General features: G+C 29.4%; 14 protein-coding genes. 2 read left to right on the top strand and 12 right to left on the bottom strand.

All coding sequences use genetic code 11. The features are described from left to right. Nucleotides 1-62: 62 nt before the first annotated feature. Nucleotides 63-1,304, top strand: coding sequence for a dicarboxylate/amino acid:cation symporter (locus BBG48_RS01860; protein ID WP_068914257.1), 1,242 nt, complete (start codon nt 63-65; stop codon nt 1,302-1,304). Nucleotides 1,305-1,497: 193 nt separating this feature from the next. Then, on the top strand, nt 1,498-1,755 hold the full coding sequence (locus BBG48_RS01855) for a helix-turn-helix domain-containing protein (RefSeq protein WP_116170929.1): 258 nt from the start codon (nt 1,498-1,500) through the stop codon (nt 1,753-1,755). A 242-nt stretch (nt 1,756-1,997) separates the two neighbouring features. On the opposite strand, the gene BBG48_RS01850 is transcribed toward BBG48_RS01855, so the two are convergent. From BBG48_RS01850 to BBG48_RS01795, 12 genes are all read right to left on the bottom strand, one after another. After that, a complete protein-coding gene (locus BBG48_RS01850; RefSeq protein ID WP_068914259.1) occupies nt 1,998-2,177 on the bottom strand; it encodes a hypothetical protein in 180 nt (59 codons plus the stop codon). Nucleotides 2,178-2,330: 153 nt separating this feature from the next. Beyond that, nucleotides 2,331-3,191, bottom strand: coding sequence for a dTDP-4-dehydrorhamnose reductase (gene rfbD / locus BBG48_RS01845; protein ID WP_068914260.1), 861 nt, complete (start codon nt 3,189-3,191; stop codon nt 2,331-2,333). A gap of 66 nt (nt 3,192-3,257) precedes the next feature. After that, on the bottom strand, nt 3,258-4,520 hold the full coding sequence (locus tag BBG48_RS10950) for an LTA synthase family protein (protein WP_158527892.1): 1,263 nt from the start codon (nt 4,518-4,520) through the stop codon (nt 3,258-3,260). Between the two features lie 784 nt (nt 4,521-5,304). Continuing rightward, on the bottom strand, nt 5,305-9,471 hold the full coding sequence (locus BBG48_RS01835; RefSeq protein WP_068914262.1) for a glycosyltransferase: 4,167 nt from the start codon (nt 9,469-9,471) through the stop codon (nt 5,305-5,307). A 14-nt stretch (nt 9,472-9,485) separates the two neighbouring features. Then, nucleotides 9,486-10,574, bottom strand: coding sequence for a glycosyltransferase (locus BBG48_RS01830; protein WP_068914263.1), 1,089 nt, complete (start codon nt 10,572-10,574; stop codon nt 9,486-9,488). Next, entirely contained in the window at nt 10,564-11,757 is a 1,194-nt protein-coding gene (locus BBG48_RS01825) for a glycosyltransferase family protein (RefSeq protein ID WP_068914264.1), read from the bottom strand. Before BBG48_RS01825 ends, BBG48_RS01830 begins: the two co-directional genes overlap by 11 nt. Further along, on the bottom strand, nt 11,735-12,463 hold the full coding sequence (locus BBG48_RS01820) for an ABC transporter ATP-binding protein (RefSeq protein WP_068914265.1): 729 nt from the start codon (nt 12,461-12,463) through the stop codon (nt 11,735-11,737). The genes BBG48_RS01825 and BBG48_RS01820 overlap by 23 nt, the downstream gene beginning before the upstream one ends. 14 nt (nt 12,464-12,477) lie before the next feature. Beyond that, nucleotides 12,478-13,254, bottom strand: a complete 777-nt coding sequence (locus BBG48_RS01815; protein WP_068914266.1) for an ABC transporter permease — start codon at nt 13,252-13,254, stop codon at nt 12,478-12,480. A 55-nt stretch (nt 13,255-13,309) separates the two neighbouring features. Further along, nucleotides 13,310-14,185, bottom strand: coding sequence for a glucose-1-phosphate thymidylyltransferase RfbA (gene rfbA / locus BBG48_RS01810; RefSeq protein WP_068914267.1), 876 nt, complete (start codon nt 14,183-14,185; stop codon nt 13,310-13,312). A gap of 445 nt (nt 14,186-14,630) precedes the next feature. Beyond that, on the bottom strand, nt 14,631-14,822 hold the full coding sequence (locus BBG48_RS01805; RefSeq protein ID WP_068914268.1) for a PspC domain-containing protein: 192 nt from the start codon (nt 14,820-14,822) through the stop codon (nt 14,631-14,633). A gap of 104 nt (nt 14,823-14,926) precedes the next feature. Beyond that, nucleotides 14,927-17,569 (bottom strand): valine--tRNA ligase, encoded by a 2,643-nt coding sequence (locus BBG48_RS01800; protein WP_068914269.1) that lies wholly within the window; start codon nt 17,567-17,569, stop codon nt 14,927-14,929. Between the two features lie 25 nt (nt 17,570-17,594). Beyond that, nucleotides 17,595-17,954: a hypothetical protein gene (locus tag BBG48_RS01795; RefSeq protein ID WP_068914270.1), complete on the bottom strand. Its 360-nt coding sequence runs from the start codon at nt 17,952-17,954 to the stop codon at nt 17,595-17,597. Nucleotide 17,955: the final 1 nt, after the last annotated feature.

The following is a 17,955-nucleotide window of genomic DNA, read 5'->3' as shown; positions in this document are numbered from 1 at the left end:
AAAAATACTGATTTAATATATAATAAATTGGGTTTATAATTTTATTTTTTAGGAGGTTTCAAATGTCTGAAACTAAAAAAGTAACGCTTGGTTTGATACCAAAACTTATAGTTGCTATAATACTAGGTATACTAGTTGGTAAATATTTACCACCAGTTGTTACGCAGATTGCTGTAACATTCTCAACCATCTTTGGTTCATTTTTGTCATTCATAATCCCACTTATGATATTGGCTTTTGTAACCAAAGGTATCGCAGAACTTACCGAAGGTGCCGGAAAACTTTTGGCAGCAACAGTATGTATTTCCTATGTATCAACCTTAATTGCTGGATCTTTATCTTACACAATGTCACACAGCATTTTTCCAAGTTTCATAACTAAAGACTTAGCAGACAAAATTCAAAATGCAACAGATGCTAGCCTAGAACCTATCTTCAAAATTCCACTATCACCACTACTTGATGTAACAGGAGCATTAGTTTTTGCATTTATGATGGGAATTAGTATTTCATATTTAAGAACTAAAACTAAAAAGGGAGAATATTTATATCATATATTCGATGAATTCAACGACATAATTGTAAAAGTCCTTGATGTAGCAATAGTTCCATTACTTCCTTATTTTATTTTCGGAAACTTTGCAAATATGTCTTATTCAGGCTCTGTATTTATAGTTTTAGGAATTTTTTGGAAGATTTTCCTATGTATCGTTATTTTACATCTATTATATGTTAGTGCTATGTTTCTTATTACAGGAGCGTATAGACATCAAGGCCCATTTACTTGGATGAGAAATCAGGTTACTGGATATATGACCGCTATAGGTACACAATCTTCTGCTGCAACTATACCAGTTAACGTTGGAGTAGCAAAGAAAAATGGTGTAAGCAAACCTATAAGAGAATTCGTTGTACCTCTATGTGCGACTGTCCATATGCCTGGTTCTATGATTACAATTACTGCTTGTACTTATACAATGCTAGTAATGTTTGATATGCCTCATAGCTTTGGTCTGATGTTCCAATTTATCGCAATTCTTGGCGTAGCAATGGTAGCAGCTCCAGGTGCTCCCGGCGGTGCAGTTATGAGTGCCCTACCATTTTTACCAGTGCTTGGTGTTGACCCATCAGGTAGCATGGCATCATTACTTATTTCTTTATATCTAACTCAAGACAGCTTTGGTACTGCTGCAAACGTATCAGGGGATAATGCCATCGCCCTTGCAATGGATAAATTATATTATGATAAAATAGTAAAAACCCCAAGACCTGTTGATGAAGACAGCGTAGAAGTAAATAATTAAATTTTAATAAAAAGGGTTTCTGATTAGCAATGTTGTTAATCAGAAACCCTTTTTTATTGTTTTATTCTATTATCTATTAAAAAAATCACCATATCTGAAAATTAAATATTGGGGAAATTTTATAAATATAAAACTCATACTTACATACCTTTAAATTTATAGTATAATAATGAATATAGTATAATAATGAATTATGAGAAAAATATACGAAATAGGTGAACAAGAATATAAACAAGTTGAAGAAATAAGAAAAGCTAACAATAATAAGACGCTAGATAAAAAATTACGAGTAATAACTCTGAGATTTCAAGGATATAAGAATGTTGAAATCGCAGAAATTATACAGTACACACCTAACTATGTAGCCACCTTGTTAAGAAGATTCAAAGAAAAAGGATTGCAGGAATATTGTAAAAATAATTACAAAGGTGTGCGGAGCACTGTGGCATAAATCAAAAGGATTAGATATACCTGATGATGTAGAGATACTACATATACCACCATATACACCAGAAATGAACCCCATAGAACAGATATTGAAACAAATCCGTCAGATGAGGTTCAAGAATGAAGAATTTAAAACATTAAAAGCTGTAATTAACAGATTATGCAAAACAATAAATAAGCTAACGAATGAAATGGTAAAAAGTATAACATTAAGAAAATGGATAAGTGAGATATAAATTTATTATACTACGATTTTAAAGGTATATTGGTATTACCTTTGTTATATTGCTCAATAGATTCTCTAAGTGCATACATATTAGATTTAGAATAAAAGTTGTCCTCATATGTAGTATCAACATATAAATCAACCGGTATTCTATTTTCTCTAGCTATCTGTTTCAAAAATATAGTTAACGTAGTCTGCATATCAATTCCTATGCTATCCATCACTTATTGTACTTTTTCTCTTAAATCGTCTTCTACATTAAAAGTTACAACAGCCATCCTTTACACCTACCTTATAAAAATAAAAATGATATATAACATTTTTAAAAACAAATAGTCAATTGCAATATATAATTATAAATTATCTCCTCGCCAATCTTTATCATTTTCCAAATAATCTTTTATAGCCTCTTCCCAAGGTCTAAATCTATCTAAACCTCTTAGCCTTAAACAGAAGTTATCAAGAATAGAATAATTAGGTCTAGGTGCAGGTCTTTTAAATTCTTCTGAAGTCACTTTTATGACTTCATTTTTTATACCCATTATTTCATAAATTTTTTTTGTAAACTCATACCAAGAGCAACTACCTTGACAAGTGCCATGATATAAGCCATAATACTGTGTCTTACTAAGCTCAATTAAAACTTTAGCAAGGTCTTTTGCATTAGTAGGTGAACCAAATTGGTCGCCTACTACAGTAAGCTTATTATGGTCTTTTGAAAGCTTTAGCATAGTCCTTACAAAGTTGTTACCATCACCATAAAGCCATGCAGTACGGACTATAAAATATCTTTCTCCAAATTGTTTTAACAATTCTTCGCCATATAACTTACTTTTCCCGTATACAGTCCTTGGAGCTGTAAAATCACTTTCTATTCTAGGAGCTTTCTCATCACCTGAAAATACATAATCAGTAGAAATGTGAACTAATTTTGCTCCAATATTTTTGCAAGACATAGCCAAATTTTGCACACCAAGAGCATTTATCTTGTATGCCAATTCAATATTTTCTTCACACTTGTCAACATTAGTATATGCAGCACAGTTAAAAACTACATTCGGCTTTGCCTTGTGTAGTATTTCCTCAACCTGCTTATTATCAGTTATGTCTAAAGTATCCACATCATGTAATATTATTTCATCAGAACTGTTTTTAAATTCTTCTTGTAAAGCCCTACCGAGCTGACCGTTTGAACCTGTTATTAGATACTTCATAAATTTAATCTCCATAAAATCCATGTTACACAATATCTCTTGATATTTTCAACATACATCATTTTTTTATTTTTGATTTTGCAATAATGAGTTTCTGTATTCTTTCGTTTGCGTATAATACTGGACTATCTCATATTGGTCAAGCAACTGTTTTTCATTTTCTTGAATATCTTCATAATTAAACCAGTCTCCATTACTTGTTTGTATCCCACCTTGACCTATAATAGGTATTTTTGACATTAAATCTAATAAATATTTATTATATCCATCAACAGGAATATTTGCCTCAGATAAAACATATGGTCCAAAATAATTTAAACTCAAATTTTTCTTTTTATTTTTAGCTCCTTCATTTTCATAATTCTTCCATATAAAAAATGGGGTTTCATATAATTTTTGGTATTCGAATGTACTTAAAGAACCTCTATCCTTGCCCATTATTGTATTATAAAAGCTTTCTTCAATTAATGGTAAATGGTCTCCAAAAAATACTACCATTGTATTTTCATCTATTTTACTGAGTTGTTCAATAAAGTCTTTTATCTGCCTATCTGTCAATTGTAAAAGAGATAGATATTGCTCTGCTTGTGGATAGCTTTGCTCATAACACAAATTTACTTCATTATCATAGCCATCTATGGCATATCCACCATGATTTTGAATTGTAATTAAAAATGAAAATAACTTTCCATCTGTCTGCTTTATTTTGTCAATTAAAATATTGTAGGAAAGTACATCACTTGGAAAAGTTCTTATAAATTCCACATCACCATAATTATCAGTTATATATTCATCAAAGCCAAGCTGAGGATAAACAACATTTCTATTATAATTTTTCCCAATATATGTATGCATTGCACAACAATGATAGCCATACATTTTAAGAGTATTTATAATATTGCTTTTAATTTTATGCGTGTTTAACTGGTACGGCACATAACCGGGAGGAAAAAAATGCAGTGAATTTCCAGTTAAAAATTCATATTCGGAATTAGCTGTAACACCTCCATAGGTTGGCACACTAACATATCCTGATGTATTGTTTTCTATCAAAGATTTTATGAATGGTGTGCTTTTTATTCCATCTTTTATACTGATATTCCCAAGATTTTCCAAATCAGCAAACGCTTCAGACATAATCACTATGATGTTTTCCGGTTGTATCTCACTTTCTTTAGAACCTTCTACTATATATTGACTTTTATTTAAACTCTCTTTTGCGATTTTATCACTATACCCAATAGGCATTTTTATTTTCAAATTTTTAAATTCATTTACAAGTGTTAGTGCAAAGCCATATTTATAATAATTATTTATCGTCTCAAACAAATTTAATTCAAAAAAATTGATTTTAGATTTTATATTTATAAAACTACAAAAAAATACCACTACAATAAATAAAATAAATTTATTTTTCTTTTGTTTTATATTTTTTTTAACAATCCTAGTTTTATAGAGGTACAAAATCAGTAACAAAAAAATAACAAAGATACTATAATCTATATATAATTTATAACTACTAGCAACTGTAGCGGCAGTATTTACCATGAGAAAATCTAATGGTAATAGTGGCGTCCCTCTAAATCTGAGTATAAAATACTGTGCTAATATTAAAATCATGCCTAATATAGACAATATATAAGCAGACAAATGTAGGTCATTTAAAATTAAATACAGTATCAAATAAATAGCATAGTAAATAATTATATTTAATGCAAGATTACTCCAGTCAAAGTATTTAAAATTCCCAACCAAAAATTCTATGCCAAAAAATAAGATTATAGGTATAAAATACAAACTATATTCAAGTATCTTTTCAAAATATATAGTTTTTTTGCTACTATCTGCATTATTTTTTTTGCACTTCACAAATAAAAATGAAAATATAATTATTGTTGTCAAAAATCTAATAATTGCAAACTTATAATTAAAATCCATTATGTTATTTTTTTGGTAGTTTAAATACCAAGCATGACTAATTATCAGCATTATAGATATTGCTAGCGATGAAAAAGAGTAAAATTTCTCCTTTTTATTTTTTTCATTTTGCACTTGCTCTCATCCTTATTTAAAAACAGTAATTTGTCATTTTACTTTTAATTTCTTTAAACATCTATAAAATCATTGATTTCTTTTCAACATCTTCGAAAAGCTTATTTCCTTTTACAAAATCTTCCATTGTTTTTTCATAGAGAATACAATCAGGCATTGAAAGTAATTCGGCATCTTTTTTCAGAAACTGTAACCTTCCAAAGCTATTTTTTATAATGCTCTCATCATCTATATTTTCACATCTAATCTCCACTAAATAATCATCTAACAATTTTTCTTTAATAACTCTTTTTAAATTGTTATTATCAATTTGCTTAAAATTATTAATGTATACAATAAGATATTTTGTCTTAATAACTTCATGACTTATAGATTTTTTTTCATTTATTATTGCCTTTATAACTTCTTTCCAGTTATTTTTCCACTTTTCTTTAGAAAAGGACAATGCAATAGCTCTTGCATTAGTTCCATAGAATTCTCTTTTGTCTTTATTTTCTATAAGATCTATTAAAGCTTTTTTCAAATCATCAGGATTCAACCCAATAAGCTTACCGTTGTAATCGTCTATAATTAAATCAGTCAATCCTCCCACTCTAGTAGCTATTATCGCATTTCCTGACGCCATCGCCTCAAGGCATGACAGACTTGTCCCTTCACTATAAAGTGTTGGTATTAATATAATATCTGAATATTGATATACTTTTGGCATTTCATCCGGTAACAAGAAATACCATTTTATTCTATCTCCCCACTTTTTAATTTTATTTTCTACATTGTAGGTATCTTCAGGAAATCCTCTGCCTACAAAATGAAATTCCACATTTTCATAATTATCTAGTATATCATCTATTATATCTAAAACAAGATATAATCCTCTTGCCTCATAAAGTCTACGAGGATAGGTAATAACAATTTTATTTGAATTTAGAGTTTTATTTTTTGGATTGAATTCGTCTATATCCACATAGTTTGGAATTACTCTTACTCGTTTTGAAGTTTCAAAATCTATAGTCTGTAACCAGTTAGCCGTATTTGTATCAACAGATACAATACTTTCTACATTCTTTGCCCCATATATAAATCTGCTATTATTATTTTGAAATTGAGTATATCCTTTCCAATTATTATATTTACTATCCCAACAAATACCGTGACTGATGCCTATATTTGGAGAAACTGTTTTTGGATTAGTAAGAAAAAAGGGAGAGTAAATACACAATTTTGACTTTTTATATGTTTCCAAGAAAAATTCTCTATTAAATTTTTGTATAGAGGTCATACTTATATCATCACAATTTGCACCTTTATAATATAGTGACTCAACATCTAATCCATATATCTTCCTAAACCACGGATATTTCCCATACTGATATATTTTTGCATTCAATCCCAATTCATTGCAGACCTGAACTAAATCAATTAGATATCTTTCCGCACCACCTGCAAAAAATTTTTGCCCATCAAAACTAGTAAAAGTTTCTGTAAATATAGCTATATCTTTTTTATCATTTGGATTTGAAAATAGACTGTATAACATTATTTCAGAATCTATTTTATATAAAACTGCCTTTACTCTTTTTGCCCATGTATTTTTTTCAGCAAGCTCTTTTGCTTTTGATGCAACATAATCTTGCGAAAGTTGTAGCACTTGAGTCAACGCCTTGTCAAATTCCATAGGACTGTTAGCTATTTTGACTATATCCGATTCATAACATAGCATTTCACTAATATTTGTAGATACAACCGGCTTGCCAAGAGCTGAATATTCAAAGAATTTTACCGGTGATACACAATTTGTTAAATCATTTACTATAAATGGAATTATTGCCACATCAAAATAATTAGCATACCCACTTAATTTTTCATAGGGTATCTTGCCGACAAAATAAATATTATTCAATTTTTTTAGTTTCTCGATATCTACTCCAACATATCCAATTATAACAAATGCCCATTTGGTGTGTTTTTTTGCCAATTCATATAGGAGATTTTGGTCAAACCATTTTTCAACTGCACCGTAGTATCCAATTATATTGTCATACTTATTTTTTATTTCTTTTATAAATTCGTTCTTGGCTGATTTATTTTTCATAAAATCTTCCACATTTACAGCATTTGGAAGATATAATGCATCTTTCCTTTTGTTTGTATACTTTTCTAACAGTTTTGAAGAATAACTTAAAATATGTGCATATTTCACTAATTTATCATGTGAATTTTTATAAGCATTATCATACATACTAAAAAAATCTATTTTATCTAAAATATCATACCAAATAATTGGATTATCCAATAAATTTATAAACGATAATTGAACTGCCCATGTGCAAAGAACAATCACTGATTTTCTTTTAATAGCTTTTAAAACCAATTCGGGGCAATTACTGACAAATAAATTTTTTTCTTCTTCTCTAAAATAATTATTATCTTGTACATTAGTTTCACAAAATATTGCTATAAAACCATTTCTAGCAAATTCTCTTAAAATATGTTGTGTTCTTTGTATCGGCTGCCAATGTACTGCTGGTGGATAAACTATAATACCACTATTTTTTTCAGAAATTTTGTCACAAATTGTTTTATATATTTCATCAGATTCTTCATATAAACTTATTGCATAACTTTGTTTAATCGACTTCACATATCCATCAAAATCTGTCTGTAGCTTTTCTGCTGCATGATTTTTTTCTTTTATAACACAATCATTCTCTGATGCATCTTTAATTTTTTTCTTATTTTCCAATATATCAATTACGCTATATATTGTAAAATGTCCATCTTCAAATGTTGAATAGCAATCTTTTTTACATAGTTTTGAATATAACCATGTTTTAAATTCATTTTTTTCTTCTTTGCTGCCTTTAAGATATTGAAATTTAAATTTTCTTAATAAATGTGCTAATTTATAAGGTTTAGTTTGGGAAAGAAGTTTTATAGAATTAGCCGCATTTAATATTTTATTTTCTTCTAATACAATTTCTTCATTTAAGTATTTGTTTTGAGCCAGAAGATGTATTATCTGATTGATATATTCTTTAAAATACATTTTTAGACTAAATTCATCAGATGCATCCACAGATTTAAAATCATATCCATTTAAGATTTCATTATAAACTGGTAAATTTAGATTAGACTCATTTATAAATTGTTCTAAAACATTACTAAGTTTTTCATTATTTTGCAACTTGTCTTTAAGGCTTTTATTTTCAAGTTCAATATCATTAAAGCTACTTTTAAATTCTTCAATGATTTCGTTATTATTATTTATTATTTTAGCTTTTTCAATTATTTCATCATTCTTTTGATTTATTATATTATTTTTATTTTCTAATTGATTAGATAGATTATTTAAATTAGCGTCTAATTTATTTTTATCTGAGATATATTCGTTTCTAACTGCATTAAATGTAGCTACTAAATCAAAAAAAGAACTTTCTAATTCAGTATTGTTAACCATCTTGTTTTCTGCTACAGTTTCTTCTATTTTAAATAAATATGCCACTAAGTATTTTTCTTCCTCAGGAATAAGACCATTTTTTAACATCTTTTCAAAATTAGATGCAACATATTCTAATTCACTTGATTTCCCTGAACTTTTAAACCATTCTACTGTGTAGCTGTCCCCTAAATAAAAAACATCTAATAGATTATATCCATTTTGCATAAATAGTTTTGCATAATCTTTTCTTAAATACTCTTTACCAACATTCCAAAGTCCCTTTTCTATCATATTAAATCTATACAATAGATAAGGTAACGATTTTGGATTAGGAACTATACAAAGATAAGGGCAATTAAATTTTGATGAAAACTCTTTTGCCATAACGCTCAAATCTTGTGATGTAAAATGCTCCATCACTCCACTATTCCATATTAAATCATAGCTATTTTCAAATTTTGGCAAGTTCATCATATCTGCTTGAAAAAAATTAGCCTCTAATTTATAAAATTTAAACGTTTTTTTTGCTTTTTCAATTGCTTTTTCACTAAAATCAAGCAAATCTACTTTATATCCGTTTAATGACAAAAAAGCGGATAGATGCCCACTACCGCACCCTAACTCTAAAATTCGAGCACCTTTTTCCAACCCCATTGTCTGTATTATATTCAATATTTCTAATGCTAACTTTTTTTCTCCTTCAGCTAGTTCTAAAGTATAATTTTCTGCTACCTTATCCCATGTTTCAGGTACTGGGTTTTTTAAACCTTCCATGTTAATAATTTCCATATTAATCTCCGAAATTATTTAAAAATATATTTTAAACTTTCAAGCACATTATCCCATGAAAACCTATTATTAAAATACTCAATTTTTTCTATATTTTGCGCATAATTATATTCTCTGTCTAATTCTTTCAACAGGCTCTGTTTAATATCAGCTTTGTCATAAGGTGAAATATATGATACTAAATCTGAAAAATACTCCCTTACTGGTGGTACATCAGACAATATGGTCTTACACCCTAAGCAAAACGCCTCCATACTTGCGATACCAGGAGTCTCTATATAACTAGGCTGAATATATATTTCTGCTTTTGTCAAGGTGTCAATAACCTCAGAATGTGGTTTCCAGCCCTCCATTATTACATTATTTTGGTGCTTAGCAATTTTATTATAATAACTCTTATCTTTCTTGTTATTTTTTCCTATCAAATGAATTTTTAAATCAGTGCTTTCTACTGCTTTTAAAAGTGTAAGTTGGTTTTTTCTTGGTCCTATGCCTCCTATACAGTAAATCCCACTTTTTAAAATGCTTGGAGAGCTTTTTAAATATAAGTTACTTTCTATTGCGTTGTATACAATTAGTATGGAATCATTTTTGAAATTGAAATGCTCTCTTAAATGCTCTTTTTCTGCATAACTGTCAGGGCAAATCATGTATGCGTTTTCTAATACAAACTCTATCAATGTTTTTGAGTTTTTTGTTATTTTAATATAATCATTAAAATAATTGTAAAAATCTTTTATTCTTATGATTTTTTTTAACTGAAACTTTACTTTTTCAATAAACTCCATAGACATATAATCAGTTGTATCATAGTGTTTCATACTAAGTGTATCTAGTCTCCAAAATATTGGAAAAATTACATATGGAATCTTATACTTTAAACACCATAAGACAGGTAAAATGCACTCAAATGGTATCGTAAGATTGAAAATAAAAGCTAAATCAAAATTTTGCAAATTTTCATTTGGTTCACTTACTAAAACAATGTCACAATCATTTTTTTCAAGCCACTGACAAATTTGTCTTATCTGCTCACTATCTCCTCCCGGATTTAATGTATTGTCTTTTCTTGCAAAAACTACAACCTTTTTCTTATTCAGCAAGCTTTTCCTCCAAAAAATCAAAAAAATCTTCTATTCGTTTTTCCCAAGAGTTATTTTTTGCTATATTTTTCATCTCTTTTATAAAATCAGAATCTTTACTTTTTATTTCAGCTTTACTCAAATTAGATATAAACTCTTCGTATGTACTAGAAATAAATACAGTTTTTATATCCGTTATTTCATATAATTGAGTAGTTACTGTTGGTTTGCCCGCTGCTAAATACTCAAATAATTTTACAGGGGATGTAGATTTTGTAATATCATTGATTTTAAAAGGTATAATTGCTATGTTAATTTTAGATAAAATAATTGGTAATAAATTATAATCAATAGCATCAAAGTGTACTATGTTTTTATAATCAAATATTTTATCAATAAATCCTATATTATCATACAACCTTCCTATTATGATAAACTCCCAGTCAGGATAACTTTTTGCACATTCAACCAGTAAATCTGTATCAAACCAATCAGCTATTGCACCATAATAACAAACTTTTACTTTATTACCTTTTATTTTTTCTTGCAAATTTTTGTCTAACAAATTTATATCATTATCATTTGGATTTGCAAAAAAATCATAATCACACGCATTTGGCATCAAAAAGATATCCTCTCTTTTTGATAGTTTTTTTAGCCTTTTAGAACTAGTAACAACTATTTCAGATTTTTTTTCTAGGTATGCGTGGTCACTGAGTTGCTTTTTATTGTAATCATAAACTGCTACATCATCGACAACATCATATACATTTATTACTTGCACATTTTTTTGTATATTTGATAAATATTCTTTTTGCGTTGCCCAATATCTCCAAATGACAATTTTATTAAAAGTTTCTAAAAGTTTTCCATTTGAATAATCATTATACAAGAATAGATTATCTTCTAAAAAGAAAGTACCTTTCACTGTTTTGTCCGGGGTAAATTTAAAGTTGTTTTGTACCCCATAATAAACTACAACATCTTTTGTTTTACCTGCTCTTGCAAAAAATTTTGCTAATTGCTGAGGTCTTTGAAACATATACGACCAAGGAACACTTGGAGATGGAAATAATATCAAAATCTTATTAGCATTTTTTTTATTATCTGAAATAATTTTTCTTTTATAACATATAAAACATAGTAAATTCAATAAAGATTTGATATTTTTTTTTATTATACTAATTATTTTTAAAGTATTCACAAACTGTCTTAGCATCTCCCAACTTTATAATTTTACCATGCTCTATCAAAAGTGCTCTATCACATATCTCTTCAATTTGCTCAATTGAATGCGATACTATTATAATTGTAGTTCCGTTTTCCATCATTTTATTTATTCTTTCATTACATTTTTCTTGAAATTTAAAATCCCCTACTGAAAGTATCTCATCAACTATCAAAATATTTGGTTCGACAATAGTGGCTATCGAAAACCCCAGCCTTGCTACCATTCCGGATGAAAAATTTTTAATCGGAACATCTATAAAATCGTATAACTCTGAAAAATCAATGATTTCATTTAGTTTTGATTTCATAAACTGCTTACTATATCCTAAAACTGCACCATTCAAAAAAATATTTTCATATGCAGTAAGCTCCATATCAAAACCTGCTCCTAATTCTATTAAAGGAGCAATACTTCCAAATGTTTTAACTGTACCCTTGTCAGGTTTCATAACCCCGGCTATGATTTTTAAAAGTGTGCTTTTTCCTGCCCCATTTAATCCAACAATCCCAAACACTTCCCCTTTTTTTATATCAAAGCTTATATCATCTAAAGCCTTAAACTCTTCAAAAAACAATTCTTTTTTTACTAATTTTATTATATATTCTTTTAAACTTAAAATTTTTTCTTTTCCAAGATTGAAACTTATAGATACATTTTTTACTTCTACAGCCTTATCCATTCATCGTCTCTCATTCATATATATAATATAAACTTATCCTGTACTTTTTTAAAAACTATTAACCCTAGTATAAATGTTAAAAGAGCAATAATTAAACAAACTAAAGTCAAATATAAATCAGGAAATTTTCCATCCATCACTATCAATCTGAAATACTTGATATAATAATATAAAGGATTTGCCATTATTACTATACTGTATTTTTCAGGGATAATGCTCTGCGGATACATAATAGGAGTAAAGTACATCCATATACTTATAAAAATCCCATACAAATAAATTATATCCCTAAAAAAAACAGTTACCGAAGATAAAAGTATTCCAATTCCCATTACAAATATCAAAAACATACAAAAAAGCGGAATAACCATTATTAAACTAACTGAAAACTCTACTTTGGTTATCATCATCATGATAAAAATAGCCAGCAATGAAAAAAGTAAGTTGACAAAGGAGGACATAACCTTAGAAATAGGAAATATGTACTTTGGTATATAGACTTTTTTTATCAATGACGCATTTGAAATAACAGACTGCATAGCAGAACTTGTAGCTTCAGATAAGAAAGCAAATAATATTTGTCCGGTTAATAAATACATTAGAAAATTATCAATCTCTATTTTGAATAAATCTGAAAAAACAATATTTAAAACCATCATCATCAAAAGTGGATTAATAAGGCTCCAAAATATCCCCAAAAATGACCTTCTATATTTTATTTTGACATCTCTAATAACCAACTCTATAATAAGTGCCTTATATTTTATAAAATTTTCAATATATTTATTCACTTTTTAAACTCCCTAATTTATAGATGCCATTTTAATAAAATCAAATATATTCTTTTTAAATCATACTCTCTTGTGCTATTTTTATTAAATACTTCCCATAATCAGACTTCATAAGTGGCTCTGCTAATTTTATAAGCTGCTGTTTATCTATAAATCCATTATTATAAGCAATCTCTTCTATACTTGATATATACAAGCCAGTTCTTTTTTGCATTGTTTGCACAAAATTAGCTGCTTCAAGCAGGCCTTCGTGTGTACCAGTATCTAGCCAAGCCATACCTCTACCAAACAGCTCTACTTTTAATTTCCCTCTTTTTAAATATTCTTCACTTACAGAAGTTATTTCTAATTCTCCTCTAGCTGATGGTTTTACGTTTTTTGCTATTTCTACAACGTTATTGTCATAAAAATAAAGTCCCGGTATTGCATAATTAGACTTGGGCTCTTTTGGTTTTTCTTCTAATGAGATTACATTACCATTTTTATCAAACTCTACTACTCCAAAATCAGATGGATTATTCACATAATAGCCAAATATTACTGCTCCATCTTTTAAAGATGTCGCTTGTTTAAGTGCTCCTGTAAATCCCTTCCCATAAAAGATATTATCTCCTAGGACTAAACACACATTGTCATTTTCTATAAATTTTTCGCCAATAATAAATGCTTGTGCCAAACCATCCGGACTTGGTTGTATTTCGTAGCTCAAATTCAATCCCAACTGAGAGCCATCACCAAACAAATCTTGATAAAACTTTATATCATTTGGCGTAGAAATTATTAATATTTCTCTAATATTTGCCAACATTAATGTAGATAATGGATAATATATCATCGGTTTATCATAAATTGGTATTATTTGCTTAGATATTACTTTTGTGGCTGGGTAAAGTCTTGTACCCGAACCGCCTGCAAGTATTATTCCTTTCATATAAAACTCCAGTTTAGAATTAAATTAATTTTATAAAGTAATTAAGGATTAGTTATACTTTTTACATTATTTTAATAATAACACATAGTTTGATTTAAGAAAAGTTTAAATACCAAAAAATTAAAGACAATTTGTCAAGAATTTACTATCGATGCCTAAATTAGTAGACATTTTTTCTAGAAATTATAAAAGTTTCATAAATTGTATCTGACCCACAAAATAAAAATACATTAAATATACAGAATATGCAGTAAATAAAAGCGATATATAATGACAAAAACTATAAAAGAATTGAAAAATAATAACTTGGTACGTTTTTTGTACGCTTTTCAAAAAAATAAAACCATGAACTCAGTATTTCAAACTGGTTCATGGTTTTTACATTTTATCCCCACCAAATAAATATTTTCACCTGCAATTAATCTAAAGCAAGGCAAGGTTGTCTTTAATAACTTGCTTCGGGTATCACTAAGGCACAAATTAGGTACAAAATTAGTCCGCCTCCGCCTATTAGAGCAAGCATTGCCCATATTATTCTAATTATTGTTGGGTCAACGTTTAAATATTCGCCTAAGCCACCGCATACTCCGGCAATTTTTCTGTCTATTAATGACCTTGTAAGTTTTTTTCCATTCATATCAATACACCTCGTAAATTCAAATAATTTTTAATTTAAAATATCAAAGTTCATTATATTAATATTAAATCTCAAAACTGAATTTCAGATTAATAAATACTTAACTATTTATTAATTTTTGCTAGACTAGCATTAACCTCTTCAAGCATTTTTACAAATTTTTCTTTTTTTGCTTTTTCTTCTTCAATTAATGCTGCCGGTGCTTTTTCTACAAACCCTTTGTTGGCAAGCTTTTTATCTACTCTGTCTATTTCACTGACTAGCTTTTCTTTTTCTTTTGTAAGTCTTTGTTTTTCTTTTTCGTAGTCTACTAATTCACCGGTTGGTATATAAAGGTTTGCGTATTGTGTAATGATTTTTATCACATCTTGTGGCATAGTTTCGCTGTCAAATAATACTTCGCTAGCTCCTCCCACTGATACAAAATATTCTGTAGTGTCTTTGAATATGTTAGCATTACTTTGGTCTAAAATTTCAACGAAAAGCTTTGCCTTTTTAGATGGTGGTATGTTCATACCCTGTCTAGCATTTCTTATCTTTGTAATGGCTGAAATTACTTCTTCCATGCTCTTATCAGAATTTTCAAACACAAATTTTTCGTCAAATTCAGGCCAGCTTGCCACTATTAGCATATCTTCTTCGCCAAGGTGTGACCAAATTTCTTCTGTAACAAATGGCATAAATGGGTGTAATAGTTTTAAGATATTTTTTAATACATATTTCAATACCGCAAGTGCAACTTTTTTGCTCTTTGCATCGCCATCAAGATAAATTCTTTTCTTTGTAAGCTCAATATACCAGTCGCAAAATTCGTCCCATGTAAAGTCGTATAATTTGGATACTGCCATACCCAGCTCGTATTTTTCAAGATTTGCTGTCATTTGCTCTATTACTTGGTTTAATCTGTGCAGTATCCATTCGTCTGCTATTTCAAGGTCTTTTAGTGCATCATCGATTGTGATTTCATTTGCTTCGTCAATGTTCATCAAGATAAATCTTGCACTGTTCCAAATTTTATTGGCGAAGTTACGAGAGGCTATTACTTTTTCATCATAGTATCTCATGTCGTTACCCGGACTATTTCCGGTAACTAGTGTAAGTCTTAATGCGTCTGCACCGTAATCGTCTATTACCTGAAGTGGGTCTATACCATTTCCAAGTGATTTGCTCATTTTTCTACCTTGGGAGTCTCTGACCAAGCCATGGATAAACACATCGTTAAACGGCACTTCTTTTTTTAGGTACATAGACGAAAATACCATTCTTATAACCCAAAAGAAAATTATATCATAGCCTGTAACTAAGCAGTTTGTTGGAAAATAATGCTCTAAGAAGCTTTCATCATCACTGTTCCAGCCAAGTGTAGATAATGGCCAAAGTGCTGATGAAAACCAAGTATCCAGTACGTCCTCATCTTGTTTCATAGCTGAGCCACATTTTGGGCAAGTGTGGACTTCTTCTCTTGATACCACCATTTCGCCACATTTTTGGCAGTAATATGCCGGTATTCTGTGTCCCCACCACAATTGTCTTGAAATATTCCAGTCTCTGATGTTTTCTAGCCAATTTAGATATATTTTATCAAAAGTATCAGGCACAAATTTTAATTCATTTTCTTTTAATACTTTTATAGCTGGTTTTGCAAGCTCTTGCATTTTTACAAACCACTGCTTGGAAGTCATCGGCTCTACTATGGAGTGACATCTGTAACAATGTCCTACGCTGTGGTCATGCGGCTCTATTTTAACTAAATTTCCTAATTCTTCTAATTCTTTTACTACATTTTTTCTAGCCTCGAACCTATCTTGTCCTTCGTATTTGCCGGCGTTTTTATTCATTTTGCCGTCTTCACCAATAACTAGCACCTGTGGCAAATCATGTCTCAATCCTACTTCAAAGTCGTTAGGGTCATGACATGGTGTAATTTTTACTACTCCTGTACCAAATTCCATGTCAACGTAGTCGTCTTCTATTATCGGGATTGGTTTGTTTACTATTGGCAGTATTACGTTTTTACCTACTAGTGATTTATACCTTTCATCGTTAGGATTTACCGCTATTGCAGTATCTCCAAACATTGTTTCAGGTCTTGTTGTGGCAAGCTCTACAAAGTCTTTTGTACCTTCGATTTGGTATTTTACATGATAAAAATTACCCGGTGTGTCCTCGTGGTCAACTTCTGCGTCAGAAAGAGAAGTTTTACAGCTTGGACACCAGTTGATTATTCTGTTGCCTTTATAAATATATCCATCTTCATAAAGTCTTACGAAAAATTCTACGACTGCCTTGTTACAGCCTTCGTCCATTGTAAAACGCTCTCTTCTCCAGTCGCAGGAGTCTCCAAGTTTTTTCATCTGAGATACTATTCTGCCGCCGTATTCTTCTTTCCATTCCCAAGCACGTTTTAAAAATTCTTCTCTACCTAGTTCTTCCTTGGTTTTACCTTCTTCTGCTCTTATTTTATCTACAACCTTTACTTCCGTAGCGATGGACGCATGGTCTGTGCCTGGTTGCCAAAGTGTGTCATAGCCTTGCATTCTCTTAAATCTTATAAGGATATCTTGCAATGTATGGTCAAGAGCGTGTCCCATGTGTAGCTGACCGGTTATATTTGGTGGAGGAAGAACTATTGAATAAGTTTTTTTGCCTTTGTTTATATGGGCTTTAAAATATTCTCCTTCTTCCCATTTTTTGTAAATTTTGTCTTCAAATTCTTTGGGACTGTAAGTCTTTTCTAAGTTTTCCATTAAATACTCCGTTTAATTTAAATTTTCATTTTTTTCTACTTTTAATTACATAATTTTTTGGGTCATACATATACTGTTTTGTTATTTTTTCATATTGCATTACCATTATTACCATACCAACGAAAAGGTTGATGATAAATAAAATTATTGAAAGCTTTGGATAAATGTATACTACTAATGAGCAAATTAAAAATGAAAGTGCATACTGTTTCCACATTCTTGCATTAGCTCTGTTATATTCATATATATCCTTTATATTGTTAGGGTCTATAGAATCCCCGCTCCAAAAGTGCATTGGTTTTTTTGTCTTTTTTGCATATTCTCCAATAAAATAAAAGATAACTGCACTAATTATATAAATTAAAATATCTCCAAATTTTTCCATT

The sequence above is a fragment of the Criibacterium bergeronii genome, from assembly GCF_001693775.2.
GTDB lineage: Bacteria > Bacillota > Clostridia > Peptostreptococcales > Filifactoraceae > Peptoanaerobacter > Peptoanaerobacter bergeronii.
Note: the sequence above shows the minus strand (reverse complement) of the source record. Positions and strands in the feature narration are given on the sequence as shown.

Bases quoted from the DNA above. Each gene is read 5' to 3' on its own strand.
- BBG48_RS01860 (WP_068914257.1), top strand. From the start codon at position 63: ATGTCTGAAACTAAAAAAGTAACGCTTGGTTTGATACCAAAACTTATA.
- BBG48_RS01855 (WP_116170929.1), top strand. From the start codon at position 1,498: ATGAGAAAAATATACGAAATAGGTGAACAAGAATATAAACAAGTTGAA.
- BBG48_RS01850 (WP_068914259.1), bottom strand. From the start codon at position 2,177: ATGCAGACTACGTTAACTATATTTTTGAAACAGATAGCTAGAGAAAAT.
- rfbD (WP_068914260.1), bottom strand. From the start codon at position 3,191: ATGAAGTATCTAATAACAGGTTCAAACGGTCAGCTCGGTAGGGCTTTA.
- BBG48_RS01835 (WP_068914262.1), bottom strand. From the start codon at position 9,471: ATGGAAATTATTAACATGGAAGGTTTAAAAAACCCAGTACCTGAAACA.
- BBG48_RS01820 (WP_068914265.1), bottom strand. From the start codon at position 12,463: ATGGATAAGGCTGTAGAAGTAAAAAATGTATCTATAAGTTTCAATCTT.
- rfbA (WP_068914267.1), bottom strand. From the start codon at position 14,185: ATGAAAGGAATAATACTTGCAGGCGGTTCGGGTACAAGACTTTACCCA.
- BBG48_RS01805 (WP_068914268.1), bottom strand. From the start codon at position 14,822: ATGAATGGAAAAAAACTTACAAGGTCATTAATAGACAGAAAAATTGCC.
- BBG48_RS01800 (WP_068914269.1), bottom strand. From the start codon at position 17,569: ATGGAAAACTTAGAAAAGACTTACAGTCCCAAAGAATTTGAAGACAAA.
- BBG48_RS01795 (WP_068914270.1), bottom strand. From the start codon at position 17,954: ATGGAAAAATTTGGAGATATTTTAATTTATATAATTAGTGCAGTTATC.